The sequence below is a fragment of the Variovorax sp. EL159 genome (assembly GCF_900100965.1).
Lineage (GTDB): Bacteria > Pseudomonadota > Gammaproteobacteria > Burkholderiales > Burkholderiaceae_C > Variovorax.
The window spans coordinates 486,800-508,892 of record NZ_FMUJ01000005.1; the positions used below are offsets into that span (position 1 = coordinate 486,800).

The following is a 22,093-nucleotide window of genomic DNA, read 5'->3' on the forward strand; positions in this document are numbered from 1 at the left end:
TGCACTGCGGTGCGAGCGGCTGCGGGCGACCGTGCGGTGCTCATGGGTTTTGCCGGGTTCCGTTGGGCACTGCCGGCACGGTGGTGTTGGGCCGCGCGAAGCTGCGCTCGATGGCGCGCAGGGCTTCGATGCGGTCGTTGAGCTGGTCGATGCGGCGCTGGCTGTCGCGCAGCTGCTGCACCTGCTTGTCGCGGTCGTCCTCGACGCGGCGCTGCTCCACGTAGCGGGCGGCCAGCGTGCGCGCGAGCGGGTGCAGGGCCTGGGCTTCGGGGGCCGGGTTGGCGATCACGCGCTGCAGCAGCCCCAGCGCACGCGCCAGGTCCGCGGGCACGCGCGTCTGCGAAAGCAGCAGCGCGAGCTGCATTTGGGTGGTGGGCGAGTCGCCAGGGTCGCCGATGCGCGCGATCTCGGCGCTCAGGTCGGCGCCGTTCAGCGGGCGCACCTTGTCGGCGTACGACAGCATGGCCGCCAGCGGCCCCTGCGTCATCAGCGTGAAGAGCGAGGCCGGCTGCGTGGCGGGCGCTTTGGGCTCGGCCTCGACCGGCATCACGCGCGGCATGACGGTCGGCGGCGGCAGGGCATCGGCCTCGGCCGGCGGCTTGGGCTGTATCGCGCAGGCGGCCAGCAGCAGGACGAAAGGCACGGTCATCGCCCCGGCGAAGGTGGAACTGCGGACGAACGAAAAAGACATGGGTCGAAGAAAGGGACGCGAGGCGGTGTTTCGGATGGGGTGCCGGGTGCTCAGGCCGTGCGCGGCAGTTCGATGCGAAAGCGTGCACCGGGCCCGCCAGGCAGCAAGGCGATGCGGCCCCCGTGGGCTGCAATGTACTCCTGCACGATGGAAAGTCCGATGCCGGTGCCTTTCACCGTGTGCTCGGGCTGGCGCTCGCCGCGGAAGAAGGGCTCGAAGATCCGGTCGCGGTCGCCATCGGCAATGCCCGGGCCGGCGTCGTTGACGTCGATGTACACCGCCTCCGGCGTGCCCGACACCGCCAGCGTGATGACGCCGCCGCTGGCCGAGAAGCGGATCGCGTTGGAAAGCAAGTTGGCGATGGCCGTGCCGAGCTTGGCGCGGTCGACCGTGGTCGTGATCGGCTCGCCCTCGGCGCGCACGCGCAGCCCGTGCGACTGCCACTGCAGGCGCTGCGCCTCGATCTGTTCCTCGATCAGCGGCAGCAGCTCGGTGCGCTCGCGGCGCAGTTCGCGCGCCTCGAACGCGGCGGCGTTGAAGCGCAGCAGCGCCTCGATCTGCCCCTGCAGCGACACGGTGTTCTGCTGCAGGATCTGCGCGACCTCGAGCTGCGCCGGGTTCAGCGGACCCGTCACGCCATCTTCGAGCAGCGAGACGCCTTCGCGCAGCGCCGCCAGCGGCGTCTTCAGTTCGTGCGACACGTGGCGCAGAAAGCGCGCCTTGTCGGCGTCCAGCTCGGTCAGGCGCAGCCGCAGCCATTCGAGCTGCTGCGACACGCGCCGCACGTCGGCCGGGCCGCGGATGTCGATGGGTTCGTCCAGCCGGTTCTGGCCCAGGCCGACGATGGCGTTTTCGAGCCGCTTGAAGGGGCGCGCGAGCCAGATGCCGAAAGCCAGCGCCAGCACCACCGCCAGCACGCTGGCGGCGACTACTTCGCGCATCAGCCGGCGGCGCGCGTTCTCGATGCGCTTGGCCAGCGCATCGTTCTGCATTTCGATCAGGAACTGCGCCTGCTGCGCAAGGTTGGTGTTGAGCGCGTCGAGCTCGCGGAACTGCATCGCCATCGTGCTTTCGCGCGTGAGGGCGCTGTCGGCGCTGCCGCTCATCAGGCCTTCGATCACGCCCAGCTGGGAGCGCCACATCTCGATGCCCGCGGGCGCGAGGCCGTTCTTTTCCAAGCGCTCCAGCACCTGGTGCGCCTCGCGCGCGGCGTCGTCGAAGCGGCGGCGCAGCACGGCGTCGTTCAGCACCAGCGACTGGCGCCCGGCGCGCTCCATCGCCGCGCTGCGCTCGGCCAGCGACTGGGACGCACCCGACAGCCGCAGCGCGCGCGCGGCCGCGTCGCGGCTTTGCGTCATCAGCACGTCGTACTGCAGCACCGAGCGCAGGGCCACGCCGACCAGCAGCGCGGTGATCAGCAGGAACGCGAACAGCAGGAGCTGCTGGAACGAGCCCCGTATGGATGGCCGCTTCGCCATCAGTGGGCGAGCGCGGCCGTGGCTGCCGTCGTCGTCGACGATTCGCGCGTCAGGACTTCGCCGCGCAGCGTGTACGCCAGCGAGCGCGTGATGCGCAGGTCGGTCATTTGCCCGACGAGGCGCGCGTCGCCCTCGAAGTTGACGACGCGGTTGCAGGCGGTGCGGCCCATCAGCTCGTTCGCGTCCTTGCGCGAGGCGCCTTCGACCAGCACGCGCTGGGTGGTCCCGACCAGCGCCTGCCCGAAGCGCTTGACGTTGCCGTCGATCACGGCCTGCAGCGTGTGCAGCCGCGCGAGCTTGACTTCGTGCGGCGTATCGTCGTGCAGCGCGGCGGCCGGCGTGCCGGGGCGCGGGCTGAAGATGAAGCTGAAGCTGTTGTCGAACTGGCAGTCGTCGATCAGCTTCATCATCTTGGCGAAGTCTTCGTCGGTCTCGCCGGGGAAGCCGACGATGAAGTCGCTGGAAAGCGCCAGTTCAGGGCGGATGGCGCGCAGCTTGCGCACCGTGCTCTTGTATTCCATGGCGGTGTAGCCGCGCTTCATGGCCATCAGGATGCGGTCGCTGCCGTGCTGCACCGGCAGGTGCAGGTGGCTCACGAGTTGCGGCACCTTGGCATAGGCCTCGATCAGGCGCGGCGTGAACTCGTTCGGGTGGCTGGTGGTGTAGCGGATGCGCTCGATGCCGGGGATCTCGGCCACGTATTCGATCAGCAGCGCGAAGTCGGCGATCTCGGCGGTGTCGCCCATCTTGCCGCGGTAGGCATTCACGTTCTGGCCCAGCAGCGTGATCTCGCGCACGCCCTGGTCGGCCAGGCCGGCGATCTCGACCAGCACGTCGTCGAGCGGGCGGTTCACTTCCTCGCCGCGGGTGTAGGGCACCACGCAGTAGCTGCAGTACTTGGAGCAGCCTTCCATGATCGACACGAAAGCCGTCGAGCCTTCGACGCGTGCCGGCGGCAGGTGGTCGAACTTCTCGATCTCGGGAAAGCTGATGTCCACCTGCGGGCGGTCCAGCCGCTCGCGGTCGTTCAGCATCTCGGGCAGGCGGTGCAGCGTCTGCGGGCCGAACACGATGTCGACGTACGGGGCGCGCGCAATGATGGCTTCGCCTTCCTGGCTCGCCACGCAGCCGCCCACGCCGATCTTCACGCCCTTGGCCTTCAGGTGCTTCACGCGGCCGAGGTCGGAGAACACCTTCTCCTGCGCCTTCTCGCGCACCGAGCAGGTGTTGAAGAGGATCAGGTCGGCCTCGTCCACGTTCTGCGTCGGCTCGTAGCCCTGGGCGGCGTTCAGCACGTCGGCCATCTTGTCCGAGTCGTACTCGTTCATCTGGCAGCCGAAGGTCTTGATGAATACTTTTTTCATGGGGATCTCTTTCATGGCCCTGCGCGAAAAGGAGGGCACGGCGGGCGCGGCGCGGAACACAAGGCCCGCGCCGGCTTTTCTTATTGCGTGTTGACGGTGTCGTTCGAGGTGAACGGCCAGACATTCAGAAACGGCTTGTTCAGCGACTCGCGGCTGGCCGAGGCTTCTTCGGGCGTGAGGATCCAGACCTCGCGCAGCAGCCCGGCGGCGTCGCGCGTGTAGTTGACCAGGTAGCGCTGGCCGATGATGGCGCCCGGCATGACCAGCATGTTCTGCGCGCTGCGGATGCGCGCGCCGGCCCCCAGGCGGTCGGGCTTGCCGTCGAGTTCGACGTCGGGCGCACTGAGCACCGTGAACTTGCCGCGCAGGGTGCCGATGGGGAAGTTGCGGCCGCCGACCAGCGATTCGTTCTGGGTCTGCGGGCGGGGCACCTCGTCCTGGGCGCTGGCCTGGAGCGAGAAAAGACCGGCGGCGCCTGCGACCGCTGCGCAAAGCGCTATGAAAGTGAGAGTGTTCGTGGGTTTCTTGCAGCGGTTCATGGGGTATATCCAGAGGCTGTGCAGCGCGCGATTTTAACGACCGGGGGTCTGTCTATCGCGCGGACACAGTGGGTGAGGCCGGGCGGAATTCGTTCATTGCTTTACATTTCTTTACGGTGCCCATCGACAGCGCGGGGCGGCCACTGCTCCAATAGCCTTTGTCAGCCCAAAGTGCACAAGAACCCCATGAAAAAGAATGTTGCCATTGCCCTTGCGGGTGTGTTGATCGTAGCCGTCGCAGGCGGGTGGTGGAGCATGTCCGGCAACAAGCTCGCCGCGAAGAACGACAAGGCCCCGACCGCCGCCGGCGGTGCCCCGGCCGGTGGCGGCGCGCCCGCGCTCGTGACGCTGGCCACCGCCGAAAAGCAGGACGTGCCGGTGACGGTGCAGGTCAACGGCAGCGTGGTGTCCCTCAACAGCGTCGACCTGCGCCCGCAGGTCACGAACACGGTGAGCGCGGTGCACGTGAAGGAAGGGCAGTTCGTCAAGGCGGGCCAGTTGCTGTTCACGCTGGACGACCGCAACGACCAGGCCAACCTGGCGCGCGCCCGGGCCCAGCAGCAGAAAGACGAGGCCACCCTGGCCGACCTGGAGCGCCAGTACAAGCGCAGCCAGGATCTGGTGGCGCAGAACTTCATCGCCAAGAGCGCGGCCGACGCCACGCTGTCGCAGCTCGATGCGCAGCGCGCCGCCGTCGCCGCCGACCGCGCCGCCGTCCAGTCGGCGCAGGTGGCGCTGGGCTATGCCACGCTGCGTGCGCCCATTGCGGGGCGCATCGGCGCCGTCAACATCTACCCGGGCACGCTGGTGCAGCCGACGCTGTCGCTGGTCACGGTCACGCAGCTCGACCCGATTGCCGTGAGCTTCCCGGTGCCCGAGGGCAACCTGCAAGACCTGCTGGCCGCCTCGCGCACCCGCTCGAAGGTCGAGGCCGTCGTCAACGGACGCAAGGAGCCCCTCAGCGGCACGCTCGACTTCGTCGACAACACCGTGGATCCGCAGATCGGCACCGTGCGCGCCAAGGCCGTGTTCACCAACGCCGACCAGAGCCTCTGGCCCGGCCAGTTCGTCGGCACCCGCATCACGGTGCGCACGCTCGATGGCGCCACCGTGGTGCCGGCCGCGGCGCTGATGATGCTGGCCGACGGCACCTCGCTCTATGTGGTCGACGAATCCAGGACCGCCACGCGCCGCAAGGTCAAGGCGCTGCACACCTTCGGCACCAAGGTCGCGGTGAGCGGCGTGGCGCCGGGCGAGCAGGTGGTGATCGAAGGCAGCCAGAACGTGCGCCCCGGCGGCAAGGTTCGCGTCGACGCCAAGGCGGCACCGGCCGCCCCGAATGGCACCACGGGCGTCACGCCCGGCAGCGCGGCATCGTCCGACGCCCAGCCCGTGCGGGAACGCGCATGAACATCTCGGAGCTCTGCATCCGTCGTCCGGCGATGACGGTGCTGCTGTCGGCCGCGGTGGTGGTCATCGGCATCTTTGCGTACTTCAGCATCCCGGTGGCGGCGCTGCCCAGCTACAACACGCCCGTCATCAACGTCAATGCGCAGTTGCCGGGCGCCAGCCCGGACACCATGGCGAGTTCGGTTGCGCTGCCGCTCGAAAAGCAGTTCTCGACCATCCCGGGCCTGCAGACCATCAGCTCGGTCAACACGCAGGGCGTGACCTCGCTCACGCTCGAATTCGTGAGCAGCCGCGACATCGACGCCGCCGCGGTCGACGTGCAGGCCGCGCTGCTGCGCGCCCAGCGCCAGTTGCCGCAGGAGCTGACGCAGCTGCCCTCGTACCGCAAGGTGAACCCGGCCGATGCGCCGGTGCTGTTCATTGCGCTGATCTCGCCGTCGATGAACCCGTCGGAGCTCAACGACTACGCCGAGAACCTGATCTCGCCCACGCTCTCGACCATCGATGGCGTGGCGCAGGTGGGCGTGTACGGCCGCAAGGCCTTTGCCGTGCGCATCAAGGCCAACGCCGACCTGCTCAACGCGCGCAACATCACGCTCGACGAATTGGCCAAGGCCGTGAATTCGGCCAACGCCAACACGCCGGTCGGCACGCTCGACGGCCCGCGCCAGACGCTCACCATCCAGGCCAACCGGCAGTTGGTGAAGGCGGCCGATTTCGCCAAGCTGATCGTGGGCCAGCGCAACGGCGCGCCAGTGCGGCTCGATGAAGTGGCGACCATCGAAGACAGCTTCGAGTCGGTCAAGACATCGAGCAGCTTCAACGGCCAGGACTCGATCTCGCTGGCCGTGCAGCGCCAGCCCAATGCCAACACCGTGCAGGTGGTGGACGCGGTGCGCGCGCTCATTCCGCGCTTCAAGGCCGAGCTGCCGCAGTCGGTCGAGATCCAGATGGTGAACGACCGCTCGCTCTCGATCCGCGAGGCGGTGCACGACGTGCAGCTCACGCTGCTGGGCACGATCGCGCTGGTGGTGCTGGTGATCTTTCTCTTCCTGCACCGGCTGGTGGCGACGCTGATCCCGGCGGCGACCATTCCGATCTCGCTGATCGGCGCGGTGGCGTTGCTCTACGCCTTCGGCTACAGCCTGGACAACGTCTCGCTGCTGGGCATCACGCTGGCCGTGGGCCTGGTGGTGGACGACGCGATCGTGGTGCTCGAAAACATCATGCGCTACGTCGAGAAGGGCATGGAGCCCTTTGCAGCGGCGCTGCGCGGGGCGCGCGAGGTGGGCTTCACCATCGTGTCGATCTCCATCTCGCTGGTGGCCGTGTTCATCCCGATCTTCTTCATGCCGGGCGTGATCGGCCTCCTGTTCCACGAGTTCGCGGTGGTGGTGGCGCTGGCGGTTCTGGTGTCGGCCATCGTGTCGCTCACGCTGGTGCCGATGCTCGCGAGTCGGCTGCTCAAGCACGTGCCCCGGAAAGAGGGCGCGATGGACCATGAAGAAGAACATCCCGAGCCGGGCACCGCCATCGGCCGCGCCTTCGAGCGCGGCTACCGCGCGGTGCACGGCAGCTACATGCGCTCGCTCGACTGGACGCTGGGACACCGCAACCTGATGCTGCTGATGGCGGGCCTGACCTTCGTCGTCACCGGCTGGTTGTTCGTCACCATTCCCAAGGGCTTCTTCCCCGAGGAAGACATCGGCCAGATCCAGATCACGACCGAGGCCGCCGAAGACATCTCGTTCACCGCCATGAAGGCGCTGCAGGCCCGTGTGTCCGACGCGCTGCAGGCCGACCCGAGCGTGGACTACGTGAGCTCCTTCGTCGGCGTGGGCGGCCCGACCGCCACGCAGAACTCAGGGCGCCTGTTCGCGGTGCTCAAGCCGCGCAGCGAACGTCCGCAGATGTCGAAGGTGCTCGAATCCCTGCGCCAGCGTTTCCGCGAGATCCCGGGCATTGCCGTCTACATGCAGCCGGTGCAGAACCTGCGCCTGGGTGGTCGCCAGAGCAAGGCGCGCTTCCAGTACACGCTGCAGAGCGTGAACGCCGGCGAGATGGTGCCGTGGTCCACGAAGCTCATGGAACGCATGCGCGCAGACCCGGCCTTCCGCGACGTGACCAGCGACTCGCAGAACCGCGGCCTGCAGGCCACGCTCGACATCGACCGCGACAAGGCCGGCGTGCTCGGCGTGGCCGTGGGTGACCTGCGCACCGCGCTCTACAACGCCTATGGCGACCGTCAGATCGGCAGCATCTACGCCGCGAGCAACACCTACCAGGTGATTCTTTCGGCGGCCGACGACGACCGCCAGTTCGAGGACGACGTCGCGCGCCTGTCGGTACGCAGCACCACCGGCCGGCTGGTGCCGCTGTCGGCCTTCTCGACCGTCAAGCGCACCGTGGGGCCGACCTCGGTCAACCACCAGGGCCAGTTGCAGGCGGTGACGGTGTCGTTCAACCTCGCACCCGACGTGCCGTTGGGCAACGCGACCGCGAAGATCGACCGCTTCAAGGACGAGCTGAAGATGCCGCCTTCGATCATCACCACCTACGGCGGCGATGCGGCGGTGTTCCAGAGTTCGCAGTCGAGCCAGGCCGTGCTGCTGGTGTTGGCGGTGCTGGTCATCTATGTGCTGCTGGGCGTGCTGTACGAAAGCTACATCCACCCGCTGACGATTCTTGCGGGTCTGCCGTCGGCGGCGGTGGGAGCGCTGATTTCGCTGAAGCTCTTCGGCTTCGACCTGACGCTGATCGCGACCATCGGCATCCTGCTGCTGATCGGTATCGTGAAGAAGAACGCGATCATGCTGATCGACTTCGCGCTCGACGCGCAGCGCACCGAGGGCATGAAGCCGGTCGATGCGATCCGCGAGGCCTGCCGGCTGCGCTTCCGTCCGATCCTGATGACCACGCTGGCTGCGCTGATGGGCGCGCTGCCGCTCGCATTGGGCCTGGGCGCCGGCGCCGAGTTGCGCCAGCCGCTGGGCGTGGCCGTGGTGGGCGGGCTGATCTTCTCGCAGGTGATCACGCTTTACATCACGCCTGCGATCTACCTGGCGCTCGACCGCTACAGCGGCACGGGGCCGATGGTCGATCTGCCGGGCGAGGCGAAGAAGGGTGAGGCGGGCGTGGCTGGAGATGCCGCGGCGCATGCCTGAGGCGCGGCGTTCTTTCTTGAGGTAATTCTGCGGACTGCCCGGTAGCCGTCAGGCAGTTGCGGCGCCGGCGCCGCCCTTGGCTTCAAAGATGGCGTACAGCCATGAGCGCCAGCCAACCGGCGACAAAGGCAATCTGCAGCCCTCCGAAGCGCCACACCACCGCCATGGTGACGACCACGGGCAAGAGCAAGGTGGGCGCGATGCAGATCTGGATCAGCAGATAAGCCGCCATCAGGCTGGGGCCGGCGTTCGACAAGGCAATCTCGGCCGCCGGCCAACGCGAAAGCCATTGGGCGGCGCCCAGGCCCGACAGGCGGATGGCGATCGTGACCAAGGCCATGACGAGGATGGCATTCATGCCCGACTCTTCCTCCTGTTGATCCACAGCGTGGCCACCATGCCGGCCAGGGCAGCCACCAGCACGGCCGCGGCTTGCTGGTCGGTTCGCCACCAGCAGACCCAACCGGCCACGGCGCCGATGGCGACCGGCGTCAGTTGGTGAGGGTTCTTTCGAAGGCCGATGGGCAGCAGCAGCGCCATCGAGAGCGGAACCAGTGCATCCATGCCGAAGCGATACAGCATCTGCTGCGTGAAGATGGCGCCGAACTGGAATCCGGCGATGCAGCCAGCCGTCCACGCCAAGGTCAGCGCAGAGGCATTTCCCAGAACAAAGTTGGCGTTGATCGGGCCGCGCTGGGCGGCAATGTGACATGCGGTCCAGCTGCTGTCGGTGACCATGGCCGCCGCCAGCCACACGCGCCACTTGCTGGAATTTTTCAGGTAAGGCCAGAGCGAGGCCGTAAAAATAAGGTGCTTTGTGTTGAGCCCGACCGTCAATGCAATCAGTGCGCCAATGTGCGCGGAATTATTGAATTCAAGCGCGGCCAATTGGGCAGTGGCCGCATTGACGCTCAACGCAGCAAAAACCAATTCACCCAAAGACCAATCGGCATTCTTGCTGGCAACGCCGACAATCAGGCCAAATACCAATACCTTGGGAATGAAAGGAAGCGCCGCAATCCAGCCATGCGAAACTCCCATGGAGGCGGACAGGGATTTTTGCATCAAAACCCTTGTGTTCGGCTTATATCCAGAACAGAAGTTTTTCAGGGGTCGTTCCGAAAAACCCGGACAAGGTCAGCCGATCTCCGTCGCTTGGCAATACCTCATGTGCCTGCGTGGTGCGGAAGATGATCAAATCTCCAACGCGGGGAGCAACTTCGAAATGCTCGCTTTCTTCGCCGACAAGCGCAGGGTCTTGCTCTTTATAAATGCGCGTCTGCCCTCCGGACTTGGGTGTCTTGAGATAAATGTTCCACGCAAACTGCTCTTTGATTTGCGGCGCAAATGAAAGCCCGGTGTCTTCGCCCGGCATCCAGTCCCGATGAATCGGTGCCTCAGGCAAGACGCGCACCGTGAAGTTCATCATGCGGCTGCCCTGGTGCTCGGCGACGCCGTGGCCCAGGGAGAACATCTTCGATGCCACCTCCTGGACACGCGGGAAGAAATTGACGAGGCCAAGAATGCGCTGGTCGAATATTTCTTCAAAAATTCGTGTCCGGCGAAAATATTCGTCTTGATCCGATTTGAATCGGAAGAAATTGGGGCCGAGCTTTCCTTTGCGGACGACACCGCCCGCTTTGTCGTCGCCCTCGTAATATTCGATGCCAATTTCTGAAATGGCATGCAATATCAGGTCAATTTGATATTCGTGTAGAAAATTCTCGAATCGCAGACCTGCGCGGTCTCCGGTTGAAAATTTCTTTATCGCCGAGAGGTTCGGCGTTGTGCGGTTGATATCCTCAACCACCCAGCTGTTCAACTCTGCCATCATTTCCTCTTGGATTGTGAAGAGGATAATGGCGTCAAGTTAGGGTTTTCGTGGTATCCAGAGATACAGGAAGTCAACTATTTTTGTAATGCAAACGGCGTAGCGCAGAAGCATCGTGGATGATCACCTGCTTTGCGCGCGTCTCAATGACGCCTTCTTTCGACAGCAGGTTCAGCGTTCTTGTCACGGTGACTCGACTCAATGCGGTCATTGCAGCAATTTTCTCGTGCGTGAGATCGACCTGAAAATTCCCCGATTCCTGCATTGAAGGAAATTCACTGTTCGATTGCAATCGCGCAATACGCAAAAGCAAATCGACCACCCGCTCTTTGGGCGCAGCCGATGCAACGCCTGCCAGCTTTTCAACAATCATGTGATTCTTGAAGCCGAGGAGTTGAATGAGCGAAGCCGCAAGCTCGGGCATGGTGGAAAATTTTCGGGTGATATCCGCCGGGAGATAGCGGCTGAGGACCGCAGGCGCCACCACCCGTGTCGTCGTCGGGCGGGGCCTGTTGGCGAACGCCGGGCCTTCGCCAAAAATTGCGCCCGGCCCGAATATCTCGAGCAGAAATTCGGCGCCATTGCTTCGCTGGATGGTCGAGTGAACAAATCCGGAGCGAAGAAGATAAAAATAACTGTGCCGTTCCCCTTCTCGGGCCAGCACGTCCCCGGCCGCCAAACTGACGACGTTGCCCAGATGCGTGGCTTCGATCCATGGGGTCGAGAGCGCCAGCGAGGCGTCCCAACTGGCATACGCCGAGGATTCGGAATTTATTCTTTTCATTCAGAAGATTGCTTCTGTATCGATTGCTGATGCGTCGGCACCGATCCAGTCGGCGTCCGGCCCCTCGCTCCTTGCGCCTGGCGCAAACCAGTCAGGCCCACTCGAGCCCTTCAGGTCGCAGCCATGGCGCTACTGGAGGGTAGCGTGGCGTCAGCTTCGACGGGCGAGCAACGACCCTGTGCGCGGCAAGGTCGCTGTGTGCCACGACCCGCTAGGTCGTCGTTTCGTCGAGCGTGTCGTCCGCCGTGAGGTGGGCGGTATCGCTCCAGCCGACAAGGCTGAAGCCTTCGGGCGTCCACAGCATGCGGTTGATGGCCGCGTTGCCGAGCTGCCACGTGCGCGGCGCCTGCAGGGCCTGACGGGTGGCGGCGCGGTACAGCACGTCCATCACGCCACCGTGCGCGACCAGCGTGACCAGCTCGCCCGGATGGCGCGCAGCCAGCTCCGACGCCACGGTGGTGATGCGGTCGCGAAAGGTCAGCAGGCTCTCGCCGCCAACCGGCTCGAACTCGGGATCGCGCTCGCGCCAGCGCTTGGCGTCCATCGGCCGCTGGGCCTCGATCTCGGCGAAGCTCATGCCCTCCAGGTGGCCGAAGGCGCGTTCGCGCAGGCGGGGCTCGGGCTGCACCGTCAGGCCGTGCGGCCTGGCGATGGCTTCGGCGGTCTGCCAGGCGCGCGAAAGGTCGCTGGCGTAGATGACGCGGATCGGCTCGTCGGCCAGCGCCTGGCCGGTGCGCTCGGCCTGCCACAGGCCGGTCGGGTTGAGGCCGATGTCGAGTTGCCCCTGGATGCGCGTGTCGACGTTCCAGGCGGTTTCGCCGTGGCGCACGGCGATCAAACGGGTGATTTCTTCCATCCGCTGGGATTTTAAAAGCGGGCTGCTTGGCTTACTTCTTTGCGGTCGGCGACGACAGGTCGATGTTCACCCGGCGCTCGCCCGGCGGCGGATTGGGGAAGCCCTGCAGGGCGGCCTGGAACATCACCGGGAGGATGGCCGCGCTCGAGTTGTACGGGCCGTCGTTGCGGGCGCGCGTCTCATAGACCACGCGGTTGGAGCCCGTCTCGCGCAGCACGATGCTGACTTCGCGTTCGTACCAGGGATTGGCCGCCGGCGGCATGAACACCGGGCTGCCGTACCAGCCGCCGCCATACCAACGGCGGCCGTAGTAGCCATAGCCGCCGTAGCCATAGCCCCAGGGGCCGTCGTAGAGCCACGGGTCGGCCCAGGGCGAGAGGCCGGCCGTCACGCGGGCGCCGATCTGCGCGCTGTATTGCGGCTTGGCGTCGTCGCGGCGCAGGCCGACTTTTTCGAGTGCGGCGGCAGCCATGGCTTCGAGTGAATCCTGCCGGGCGGTGTCCGCCTGCTGCGAGGGCAGCCGCTCGAAGCGGTAGGTGGCGCCGGGCGCCACGGTGCCGAGCGAAGAGAAGCTCTTCACGTCGCTGTCGACCACCCAGGAGGTGGCGCAGCCGCTGAGGGTCGCGACTGCTACTAAAAGAAGAGCGGGGAACGCACGTTTCATAAAGGGTCTCCGGGCATTGATGCCCAAAATTCCCCTGGGTTGCCCGGATCAGCCCTGGACGATGCGCAGGGCCGAGGGTGCCTGGGAGAGCAGATCGAAAGAGGGTGTGTCGAAAGCCTTGTCGCCTTCGTCGTCGGCCACGCCGGTCGCCTTCAGACCCTTGAAATCGTGCCGCGTTCCATCGAGCAGGTGCGAAGGCACCACGTTCTGCAGCGCGGTGAACATGTTCTCGACGCGGCCGGGGTACTTCTTGTCCCACTCGCGCAGCATCTCGCCGACCTGCTTGCGTTGCAGGTTCTCCTGGCTGCCGCAGAGCGTGCAAGGAATGATCGGGAATTCGCGGTGCTGCGCCCAGCGCACCGTGTCCTTTTCGGCCACGTAGGCCAGCGGGCGGATCACGATGTGCTTGCCGTCGTCGCTCACCAGCTTGGGCGGCATGCTCTTCAGCTTGCCGGCAAAGAACATGTTGAGGAAGAAGGTCTGCAGCATGTCGTCGCGGTGGTGACCCAGCGCAACCTTGGTGGCACCCAGCTCGTCGGCCACGCGGTACAGGATGCCGCGGCGCAGCCGGCTGCACAGGCCGCAGGTCGTCTTGCCCTCGGGAATCACGCGCTTGACGATGCTGTAGGTGTCCTGGTTCTCGATGTGGAAGTCCACGCCCAGGTCGCTCAGGTACTTGGGCAGCACCTCTTCGGGAAAGCCGGGCTGCTTCTGGTCGAGGTTGACCGCGACGATGTCGAAGTGAATCGGCGCGCGGGCCTTCAGCTTGAGCAGGATGTCGAGCAGCGCGTAGCTGTCCTTGCCGCCCGAGACGCACACCATGACCTTGTCGCCCTCTTCGATCATGTTGTAGTCGACGATCGCGCGGCCGACCTCGCGGCACAGGCGCTTTTCGAGCTTGTGCGTCTCGCGTTCGATCTTCAGCGAGTTGGTGACGGTCGCGGCGGCTTCGGGCGCCTCGTCGATCCAGACGGCGTTCATTGGTGGGCTACTTCAGGCAAATCGGGGGAAAGGGCCCCGATTTTGCCTTGGATCACCATTCCCCGGCTTCCATGCGGATAGCCACTTCGCAGTCGTCGAAGATTTCGAGCTTGGCGATCTTCACGCGCACGCCCAGCACGCCGGGCAGTTGCAGCAGGCGCTGCACCAGCTTGCCGATCAGGCTTTCGAGCAGGTTCACGTGCTCGGCGGTGCACTCGTCGATGATGATGAGCCGCACCTTGCCGTAGTCGAGCACGTGGAAGATATCGTCGTCTTTCGGCAGCAACGGCTGCTCGCCGAGGTTGAGCTCGGCATCGACCTGGATCGGCTGCGGCGCGACCTTCTCGTGGTCGAGGATGCCGAGGTTCGCGTCGAAGCGCAGGCCCAGCAGGGTGAGTGTCTGGCGGCCGTGGGTGTGGGGAGTGGTAGGCATGGTGGTGGAGCTCACATGAGCGAGAAATCGCGCTCGAATTTCATCAGGTGCTGGCCGCCGTCCACCAGCAGCGTGGTGCCGGTAATCGATTGGTTTTCCAGCGCGAACTTCACCGTGGCGACCACGTCGGCCGGGGTGGAAGAGCGGCCCAGCGGCGACAGCTTGTGCAGCTGGGCGAACTTGTCGTCGTCCAGCATGTGGCTTGCCAGCGTGAGGCCGGGCGCCACGCCCACCACGCGCACATGCGGCGCCAGCGCCAGCGCCAGCATTGGCGTGGCGGCTTCCAGCGCGGCCTTGGACAGCGTGTAGCTCAGGAAATCGGGGTTCGGGTTCCACAGCTTCTGGTCGAGCAGATGGACCACCGCGCCCTGTGCATCGCGTGCCGCCAGGTGATCGCGCAGCGCCTGCGCCAGCAGGATGGCCGCGCCGGTGTTGCTGCGCGCATGGCGCTCCATGAGCGCGTAGCTGAAGCTCGCGGCCTCGTCGTGCTCGAACAGCGCGGCGCTGTGGACCACCGCATCGACAGAGCGAAAGCGGGCGACCACGCGGGGCAGCAGTGCGCGCGTGGCCTGTTCGTCTTCGAGGTCGGCCACGAAGAGGGCCGAGTCGCCCGAGAGCGCTGCGCAGTCGGCCACCGTTTGCTGGGCATCCGCCAGCGAGCTGCGGTAGTGCACCGCCACCTGCCAGCCGCCCGCGGCGAGTGCCAATGCGATCTCGCGGCCCAGCCGTCGGCCAGCGCCGGTGACGAGAACGGTACGGCGGGTCGGGGTGGGGAAAGCGGCGCTCATGCGGGGAGAGGGAGAATCGGGGGTGTGACGACAAAGACGCCAAACAGTTTACCCACCGCCCTCGACCACCTCATCGCCCGCGCCGTCGAGCGCGCCGGCGGCTGGATCGGGTTCGACCGCTTCATGGCACTCGCCCTGTATGCGCCCGGCCTCGGCTACTACGCCAACACTTCCGCCAAGTTCGGCCACATGCCGTCATCGGGCAGCGACTTCGTGACGGCACCGGAGCTGACGCCGATGTTCGGCCAGACGCTCGCAGCCCAGGTGGCCGAGGCGCTGGAGAAAACCGGCACCGACACCGTCTGGGAGTTCGGCGCGGGCTCCGGCGCGCTGGCGGTGCAGCTGCTGCATGCGCTCGACGAAATGGGGCGCAGCGATGTGCGCTATCGGATCGTCGACCTGTCGGGCACCTTGCGTGAGCGGCAGCAGCAGGCGCTGGTGCGCTATGCGGATCGAGTCGAATGGTTGGGCGAGCTGCCCGAGTCGATGCAGGGCGTGGTGGTCGGCAACGAGGTGCTCGATGCGATGCCGGTGCAACTGCTGGCGCGTGTTGCGGGGCAGTGGTTCGAGCGCGGCGTGGTGCGCAATGCGCAGGGCGACGGCTGGACCTGGGCCGATCGCGCGACCGACCTGCGTCCGCCGGTCGACGTGCCCGGCGAACACGACTACCTGACCGAAATCCATCCGCAGGCCCAGGCCTTCATTGCGACGCTGGCGGACCGGCTCGACAAGGGCGCGGCTTTTCTCATCGACTACGGTTTTCCCGAGAGCGAGTACTACCACCCGCAGCGCCACATGGGCACGGTGATGTGCCACCGCGCGCACCAGGCCGATGGCGATCCGCTGGCGGACGTGGGCTACAAGGACATCACGGCGCATGTCGATTTCACCGGCATTGCGCTGGCGGGGCAGAACGCGGGGTTCGAGGTGCTGGGCTATACGAGCCAGGCGCGCTTTCTGCTGAATTGCGGGTTGCTGGGGAGGATGGAGCGGGGCTCTACTGCCGAGAGGGCGATGGCGGCTCGGTTGATTCATGAGCATGAGATGGGGGAGTTGTTCAAGGTGGTGGGGTTTGCTGTGGGGGGGGCTTGGGAGGCGATGGGGTTTGGTGAGGGGGATCGCAGTCATACGCTGTGACTTGCCTGTTTGCCTGCCTGCTTGCTTGCTATATCGCTGCTTTGTTTGAGTTCCGAGGCCGGGTCTCGCCCCGGCGGGCGACTCACTTTCTTTTGCTTCGCCAAAAGAAAGTAAGCAAAGAAAAGGCGACCCCGCTGTCTGCGACCCCTTCGCTGCGCTACGGGGCAACCTGCGGTGCTCGCGTTTCGCGGGGTCTCGCAGAACTCGCTTCGCTCAAACAGCTGCGAGCCCTGATCCGCGAAACGCTCCGCTCCTCGGCGCAGCCAGAGGGGCTTCGATACCGCAAGGGCCTTCGCTGCGCTCGGCATCGCAGTTACCAACAGCCGGGGGGGCGTTGTTGCTCCGACCTCGACCTCGACCTCGGCATCGGCAATGGCAATGGCAATGGCTTCGGCTTCGGCCGTGGACAGGTCCACGGCGACAGCGATCGCTACAGCCAAGGCCAAGTAAGGCCGGAGCTAAGACGGCTCGTCGATCACTGTCCCCATCCCAAGGCACCGCAGACGCGAAGCGTCATCGGTGCCTTGGTGGCCGAGCGAAGCAAAGGCCCGAGTGGTATCCAAGCCCCTCTGGCTGCGCCGAGGAGCGGAGCGTTTCGCGGATCAGGGCTCGCCCTTGTTTGAGCGAAGCGAGTTTGGGCGAGACCCCGCGAAACGTGAGCACCGCAGGTTGCCCCGTAGCGCAGCGAAGGGGTCGCAGACAGTGGGGTCGCCTTTCTTTTGGCTACGTTTCTTTGGCGAAGCAAAGAAAAGTAGGTCGCCCGCCGGGGCGAGACCCGGCCTCCGCCCTTCGCAAGAAGCGCAAAGCCCCAGCCTCCGCCATCCGCAAAAAAACGGCCCCCGCCCTTCGCAAGAAGCACAAGGCCCCCAGCCCAAAGAGCAAGGCATAAGCTAGCAACGAAGAGTTCGTTGAGAAACCACCCCTCACGCCCTACATTCGCGGCATGACCGCCGTCTCCCCCCACGCCCAAGCCCCCCAAGCCGCAGCGCAGCATTTCGAAGTCCGCCCCTTTAACGCCCCCGTCGGCGCAGAAATCATCGGCCTCGACATCTCGAAGCCGATCAACACCGAAGACTTCGCGCTCATCCACCGCGCGCACCTCGATCACCACGTGGTCGTGTTCCGTAATCAGCAGATCACCCCCGCTGAGCACATCGAATTCAGCCGCCGCTTCGGCCCGCTAGAGATCCATGTGCTGCACCAGTTCCAGCTCAGGAACCACCCCGAAATCCTGATCGTCTCCAACATCAAGGAGAACGGCGAGCCCATCGGCCTGGGCGATGCAGGCGTGTACTGGCATTCCGACATTTCGTACAAGCCCAACCCCAGCCTCGGTTCGCTGCTGCATGCACAAGAGTTGCCGAGCGAAGGCGGCGACACGCTCTTCGCCGACCAGCACCTCGCGTGGGAATCATTGCCGGCCGACCTGCAGCAACGCATCCTGCCGCTCAAGGCCGAGCACAGCTACCTTGCCAAGTACGAAGAGCTGCGCGCAAAGAACCCGTGGCGGCCCAAGCTCTCGCAGGCGCAGATCGATCAGGTCGCGCCCGCCGTGCAGCCGGTGGTGCGCACGCACCCTGAAACGGGCCGCAAGGCGTTGTTCGTCAGCGAGCATTTCACGACGCGCATCGTCGGTCTGCCGCAGGACGAAAGCGATGCGCTGCTGGCAGAGCTGTTCGCGCACAGCGTCAAGCCCGAGTTCGTGTATCGCCACACGTGGGCGCCGCACGACCTGGTGTTCTGGGACAACCGCTCGCTGATGCATCTGGCGGCCGGCACGCCAGACCACCTGCGCCGCCGCCTCAACCGCACCACCATCGTCGGCGACACGCCTTTCTGATTCCTTCTTCTCCTTCTTTTTCCGGACCGCTTTCCATGAACCGCTTCACACGCAAGGCCGCTGCATTGGCCGCCGGCCTCAGCCTTCTCGCCGGCAGTCTTGCTGCGCACGCCGAAGGGCAGATCCGCATCGCCGAGCAGTTCGGCATCGTCTACCTGCTGCTCAACGTCGCGCAAGACCAGAAGCTGATCGAGAAGCACGCGAAGGCCGCGGGCGTCGATGCCAAGGTCGAATGGGTCAAGCTGTCGGGCGGTTCGGCCGTCAACGACGCGCTGCTCTCCGGCAACATCGAGATCGCGGGCGCCGGCGTGGGCCCGCTGCTCACGCTGTGGGACCGCACCAAGGGCAAGCAGAACGTGAAGGGCGTGGCGTCGCTGGGCAACTTCCCGTACTACCTGGTGAGCAACAACCCGAACGTGAAGACCATCGCGGACTTCACCGACAAGGACCGCATCGCGCTGCCTGCCGTGGGCGTGTCGGTGCAGTCGCGCGTGCTGCAGTTCGCCTCGGCCAAGCTGTGGGGCGACAAGGAGTTCAACCGGCTCGACAAGATCAGCGTGGCGGTGCCACATCCCGACGCGGCCGCGGCCATCATCAAGGGCGGCACCGAGATCACGGGGCACTTCGGCAACCCGCCGTTCCAGGAGCAGGAACTGGCTGGCAATCCGAACGCGCGCATCGTGCTCAATTCGTACCAGGTGCTGGGCGGGCCGTCGTCGGCGACGGTGCTTTACGCCACCGAGAAATTTCGCAACGAGAACCCGAAGACGTACAAGGCGTTCGTCGATGCGCTCGACGAGGCGGCGAAGTTCGTCACGGCCAACCCCGAGAAGGCGGCGGACATCTACCTGAAGGTGAGCAACGCGAAGCTCGACCGCGAGCTGCTGCTGAAGATCATCAAGAACCCCGAGGTGCAGTTCAAGACCACGCCGCAGAACACCTATCCGCTGGCGGAGTTCATGCATCGGGTGGGGGCGATCAAGAACAAGCCGGGTTCGGTGAAGGATTATTTCTTTGACGATGCGCAGAATGCTTCGGGGAACTGATGAGCACGGCGAAGGTGCGTTCGGGGTTTGACTCCTTCCCCCTTTGGGGGAAGGTCGGGATGGGGGCAGGCAGAGCGGTGGCCAAGCAGACGCCGTCTGCCCCCACCCCAGCCCTCCCCCAGCGGGTGAGGGAGAAGGACGCCAACGCACCGCTGCTGCAAGTGGATGGCGTCAGCCTCGAATACCGCACCCCCGAACGCGTCGTCCGTGCCACGCACCGCGTGAGCTTCGACGTTCATGCCGCCGACCGCTTCGTGCTGCTCGGTCCCTCGGGCTGCGGCAAGTCCACGCTGCTGAAGGCGGTCGGTGGATTCATCCCGCCGGTCGAAGGCGAGATCCGTCTCGACGGCCAGCGCGTGACGCAGCCGGGCCCCGATCGCATCGTCGTGTTCCAGGAGTTCGACCAGTTGCCGCCGTGGAAGACGGTCAAGCAGAACGTGATGTTTCCGCTGCTCGCGTCGCGCACGCTCGGCAAGAAGGAAGCGGCTGAACGCGCGCTGCACTACCTGGACAAGGTGGGCCTCTCGAAGTTCGCCGACGTGCATCCGCACCAGCTTTCAGGCGGCATGAAGCAGCGCGTGGCAATTGCGCGCGCGCTGGCGATGCAGCCGCGCGTGCTGCTGATGGACGAGCCCTTCGCTGCGCTCGATGCGCTCACGCGTCGCAAGATGCAGCAGGAGCTGCTCGAGTTGTGGGACGAGGTGCGCTTCACGCTGCTCTTCGTCACGCATTCGATCGAAGAGGCGCTGGTGGTGGGCAATCGCATCGCGCTGCTGTCGCCGCATCCGGGGCGGATGCGGGCCGAGATCAACAGCCATGGGTTTTCGCTGGCGAGCCTGGGGGGCGCCGAATTTCAAAGCACCGCGCAGCGCATTCACGACATGCTGTTCGAAGAAGAGCCTGAAGTGGCCGTTGCGCCATGAGCCCGGTCTTTCTCCCTCCCCTTAAGGGGGTGGGTTGGGGTGGGGGCTCGCGGCACATCCATCGGCCGCTCCGCCTGCCCCCATCCCAACCTTCCCCCAGAGGGGGAAGGAGCAACACTCCATGAGCACTCTCACACCGCCCATTCGCCCCGAGTACGAGCGCACGCTCGAACCGTTCACCGAACTCCCCGTCGAACGCACGTTGCCGCTCGGCACGCGCATCTGGTCCCAAGCCTGGCTGCGCAAGGGCCTGATCCTCGTCGCCATTGCCGTGCTGTGGGAACTCGCCGCCCGCTGGCAAGACAACGACCTGCTGCTGCCCACCTTCACCGCCACGGCACGCGCGCTGGTCGAGGGGCTGGCCAGTGGCGAGCTGGTCGAGAAGGTGCGCATCTCGCTGGCAGTGCTGCTGCAGGGCTACCTTGCCGGCGTGCTGCTGGCCTTTGCGCTGACCACGCTCGCGGTGTCGACGCAGATCGGCCGCGACCTGCTGGACACGCTGACGTCGATGTTCAACCCGCTGCCTGCCATCGCACTGCTGCCGCTCGCGCTGCTGTGGTTCGGGCTGGGGCGCGGCAGCCTCGTGTTCGTGCTGCTCCATTCGGTGCTGTGGCCGCTGGCGCTCAACACCTACGCCGGCTTCCAGGGCGTGCCCGAGACGCTGCGCATGGCAGGGCGCAACTACGGGCTGAAGGGCTTGCGCTACGTGCTGCAGATCCTGGTGCCGGCCGCGCTGCCGTCGATTCTTTCGGGGCTGAAGATCGGCTGGGCCTTTGCCTGGCGCACGCTGATCGCGGCCGAGCTGGTGTTCGGCGCCTCGTCGGGCAAGGGCGGGCTGGGCTGGTACATCTTCCAGAACCGCAACGAGCTTTACACCGACCGCGTGTTCGCGGGGCTCGCGATGGTCGTGCTGATCGGCCTGCTGGTGGAAAGCCTGGGCTTCAAGACGCTGGAGCGGCTCACGGTGCGGCGCTGGGGCCAGCAGCGCTAGGGAGCCGCAAGGGCGGAGAGCGCGCAGTGGCTACGGCCGCTGCCGCCCGGCCCCCGGCCTGCTTCGCGTTCCACGGCAACACATGCCACCGCCAGGGCCACCACCCCTTTCGCGTCGAACCCGCGCCGGCTCGGGTCTAATCGCAGGTTTTGGCACGTGTTTTCCCCTCTCATGAGCTCTTCCACTCCCGACCTCTCGCCGATTGCCCAAGCGCTGGCCGATGCCGCCTCCGCGCAGTCGATGCACTATTTCCGCACGCCGCTCGACATCATCACCAAGGCCGACGAGAGCCCGGTCACGCTGGCCGACCGCGCGGCCGAGACCGCCATGCGCCAGATCCTCGGCGCCCGCGTGCCGGCCGATGGCATCTATGGCGAAGAACACGGCCCCGAGCGGCTCGATGCCGACCGCGTCTGGGTGCTCGACCCGATCGACGGCACCCGCAGCTTCATCACCGGCTCGCCGCTGTGGGGCACGCTGATCGGCGTGCTGCAGGGCGGCCGCGTGGTGCTCGGCATGGTCGACATGCCGGTGCTGAAAGAGCGCTGGATCGGCCAGGCCGGCCAGGGCGCCACGCGCGACGGCCAGCCGGTTCGCGTGAGCAACTGCACCGAAGTGGCCAAGGCCCGCATCGTCACCACCTCGCCCGATATCTTCGCGCCGGCCGACTGGACGGCGTTCGACCGCCTCAGCCGCCAGTGCGCGATGCGCCGTTTCGGCGGCGACTGCTACGGCTACGCCCAGCTCGCGGGCGGCACCATCGACCTGGTGGTCGAGACCGGCCTGCAGCCCTACGACTACCTCGGCCCGGCCGGCCTGATCGAGGCGGCGGGTGGCGTCATCACCGACTGGCAGGGCCAGCCGTTGGGGCTGAAATCCGACGGACGCGTGATCGCGGCCGCAACGCCCGAACTTCACCGACAAGCGATGGCCGTTCTCGCGGCCTAGACTGTCGGCCATGTTCCGCTGGCTGATCGTCGTTGTCCTTGCCCTGGTGCTCATGAGCGGCCTGACCGCTTGGCTGCGCCGCTTCGGCTTCGGACGGCTGCCCGGCGATTTCGAGTTTCGCGCCTTCGGCCGCGACTGGCAGCTGCCCATTGCGAGCACCGTGCTGCTCAGCATGATCGCGGCGCTGGTCGCGCGCCTGCTGTAGCGGCAGCGCCCCAGACCTGA

22 protein-coding genes are annotated in these 22,093 nt (G+C 65.9%); 9 read left to right on the forward strand and 13 right to left on the reverse strand.

The window, feature by feature from the left end; genetic code table 11:
* Positions 1–40 precede the first annotated feature (40 nt).
* The 4 genes from BLQ28_RS23195 to BLQ28_RS23210 form a co-directional block, all read right to left on the reverse strand.
* Positions 41–691: a hypothetical protein gene (locus BLQ28_RS23195; RefSeq protein WP_093245022.1), complete on the reverse strand. Its 651-nt coding sequence runs from the start codon at positions 689–691 to the stop codon at positions 41–43.
* Between the two features lie 50 nt (positions 692–741).
* Positions 742–2,169 carry a sensor histidine kinase gene (locus BLQ28_RS23200; RefSeq protein WP_093245024.1) on the reverse strand — a complete coding sequence of 476 codons (1,428 nt, stop codon included), beginning with the start codon at positions 2,167–2,169 and terminating at the stop codon, positions 742–744.
* Positions 2,169–3,533, reverse strand: a complete 1,365-nt coding sequence (gene miaB, locus BLQ28_RS23205; protein WP_093245027.1) for a tRNA (N6-isopentenyl adenosine(37)-C2)-methylthiotransferase MiaB — start codon at positions 3,531–3,533, stop codon at positions 2,169–2,171. Before miaB ends, BLQ28_RS23200 begins: the two co-directional genes overlap by 1 nt.
* An 80-nt stretch (positions 3,534–3,613) precedes the next feature.
* Positions 3,614–4,072 carry a hypothetical protein gene (locus BLQ28_RS23210; RefSeq protein WP_093245029.1) on the reverse strand — a complete coding sequence of 153 codons (459 nt, stop codon included), beginning with the start codon at positions 4,070–4,072 and terminating at the stop codon, positions 3,614–3,616.
* A gap of 255 nt (positions 4,073–4,327) precedes the next feature.
* On the opposite strand from BLQ28_RS23210, the gene BLQ28_RS23215 reads away from it, so the two are divergent.
* Positions 4,328–5,482, forward strand: coding sequence for an efflux RND transporter periplasmic adaptor subunit (locus BLQ28_RS23215; protein ID WP_093245031.1), 1,155 nt, complete (start codon positions 4,328–4,330; stop codon positions 5,480–5,482).
* Positions 5,479–8,646 carry an efflux RND transporter permease subunit gene (locus tag BLQ28_RS23220; protein ID WP_093245033.1) on the forward strand — a complete coding sequence of 1,056 codons (3,168 nt, stop codon included), beginning with the start codon at positions 5,479–5,481 and terminating at the stop codon, positions 8,644–8,646. Before BLQ28_RS23215 ends, BLQ28_RS23220 begins: the two co-directional genes overlap by 4 nt.
* A gap of 82 nt (positions 8,647–8,728) precedes the next feature.
* On the opposite strand, the gene BLQ28_RS23225 is transcribed toward BLQ28_RS23220, so the two are convergent.
* The 9 genes from BLQ28_RS23225 to BLQ28_RS23265 all read right to left on the reverse strand — a co-directional run bounded on the left by BLQ28_RS23225 (position 8,729) and on the right by BLQ28_RS23265 (position 14,983).
* Positions 8,729–9,004, reverse strand: a complete 276-nt coding sequence (locus BLQ28_RS23225; RefSeq protein WP_093245036.1) for a hypothetical protein — start codon at positions 9,002–9,004, stop codon at positions 8,729–8,731.
* Positions 9,001–9,711 carry an AzlC family ABC transporter permease gene (locus BLQ28_RS23230; RefSeq protein ID WP_093245038.1) on the reverse strand — a complete coding sequence of 237 codons (711 nt, stop codon included), beginning with the start codon at positions 9,709–9,711 and terminating at the stop codon, positions 9,001–9,003. The genes BLQ28_RS23225 and BLQ28_RS23230 overlap by 4 nt, the downstream gene beginning before the upstream one ends.
* A gap of 19 nt (positions 9,712–9,730) precedes the next feature.
* Positions 9,731–10,477, reverse strand: coding sequence for a 2OG-Fe(II) oxygenase (locus BLQ28_RS23235; protein WP_176801204.1), 747 nt, complete (start codon positions 10,475–10,477; stop codon positions 9,731–9,733).
* A gap of 73 nt (positions 10,478–10,550) precedes the next feature.
* Complete coding sequence (locus BLQ28_RS23240; RefSeq protein WP_093245043.1) at positions 10,551–11,261, reverse strand: Crp/Fnr family transcriptional regulator; 711 nt, start codon at positions 11,259–11,261, stop codon at positions 10,551–10,553.
* Positions 11,262–11,472: 211 nt separating this feature from the next.
* A complete protein-coding gene (locus BLQ28_RS23245) occupies positions 11,473–12,117 on the reverse strand; it encodes a histidine phosphatase family protein (protein ID WP_093245046.1) in 645 nt (214 codons plus the stop codon).
* A 31-nt stretch (positions 12,118–12,148) separates the two neighbouring features.
* Positions 12,149–12,781 carry a DUF4136 domain-containing protein gene (locus BLQ28_RS23250; protein WP_093245048.1) on the reverse strand — a complete coding sequence of 211 codons (633 nt, stop codon included), beginning with the start codon at positions 12,779–12,781 and terminating at the stop codon, positions 12,149–12,151.
* A gap of 48 nt (positions 12,782–12,829) precedes the next feature.
* Positions 12,830–13,762, reverse strand: a complete 933-nt coding sequence (gene ttcA, locus BLQ28_RS23255; RefSeq protein WP_093245051.1) for a tRNA 2-thiocytidine(32) synthetase TtcA — start codon at positions 13,760–13,762, stop codon at positions 12,830–12,832.
* A gap of 52 nt (positions 13,763–13,814) precedes the next feature.
* Positions 13,815–14,195, reverse strand: a complete 381-nt coding sequence (locus BLQ28_RS23260; protein WP_093245539.1) for a dihydroneopterin aldolase — start codon at positions 14,193–14,195, stop codon at positions 13,815–13,817.
* Positions 14,196–14,206: 11 nt separating this feature from the next.
* A complete protein-coding gene (locus BLQ28_RS23265) occupies positions 14,207–14,983 on the reverse strand; it encodes an SDR family oxidoreductase (RefSeq protein ID WP_093245054.1) in 777 nt (258 codons plus the stop codon).
* Positions 14,984–15,007: 24 nt separating this feature from the next.
* Here BLQ28_RS23265 and BLQ28_RS23270 point away from each other — a divergent pair, with 24 nt between their 5' ends.
* The 7 genes from BLQ28_RS23270 (at position 15,008) to BLQ28_RS23305 (ending at position 22,073) form a co-directional block, all read left to right on the forward strand.
* Positions 15,008–16,120, forward strand: coding sequence for a class I SAM-dependent methyltransferase (locus BLQ28_RS23270; protein ID WP_093245056.1), 1,113 nt, complete (start codon positions 15,008–15,010; stop codon positions 16,118–16,120).
* Positions 16,121–17,063: 943 nt separating this feature from the next.
* Positions 17,064–17,960 carry a TauD/TfdA dioxygenase family protein gene (locus BLQ28_RS23280; protein ID WP_093245059.1) on the forward strand — a complete coding sequence of 299 codons (897 nt, stop codon included), beginning with the start codon at positions 17,064–17,066 and terminating at the stop codon, positions 17,958–17,960.
* A 35-nt stretch (positions 17,961–17,995) separates the two neighbouring features.
* On the forward strand, positions 17,996–19,006 hold the full coding sequence (locus tag BLQ28_RS23285; protein WP_093245061.1) for an ABC transporter substrate-binding protein: 1,011 nt from the start codon (positions 17,996–17,998) through the stop codon (positions 19,004–19,006).
* A 59-nt stretch (positions 19,007–19,065) separates the two neighbouring features.
* On the forward strand, positions 19,066–19,929 hold the full coding sequence (locus BLQ28_RS23290) for an ABC transporter ATP-binding protein (RefSeq protein ID WP_256327422.1): 864 nt from the start codon (positions 19,066–19,068) through the stop codon (positions 19,927–19,929).
* 121 nt (positions 19,930–20,050) lie between these two features.
* Positions 20,051–20,920: an ABC transporter permease gene (locus tag BLQ28_RS23295; RefSeq protein ID WP_093245066.1), complete on the forward strand. Its 870-nt coding sequence runs from the start codon at positions 20,051–20,053 to the stop codon at positions 20,918–20,920.
* Positions 20,921–21,091: 171 nt separating this feature from the next.
* Positions 21,092–21,868: a histidinol-phosphatase gene (gene hisN / locus BLQ28_RS23300; protein ID WP_093245069.1), complete on the forward strand. Its 777-nt coding sequence runs from the start codon at positions 21,092–21,094 to the stop codon at positions 21,866–21,868.
* Positions 21,869–21,878: 10 nt separating this feature from the next.
* Complete coding sequence (locus BLQ28_RS23305; RefSeq protein ID WP_093245072.1) at positions 21,879–22,073, forward strand: DUF2905 domain-containing protein; 195 nt, start codon at positions 21,879–21,881, stop codon at positions 22,071–22,073.
* Positions 22,074–22,093: the final 20 nt, after the last annotated feature.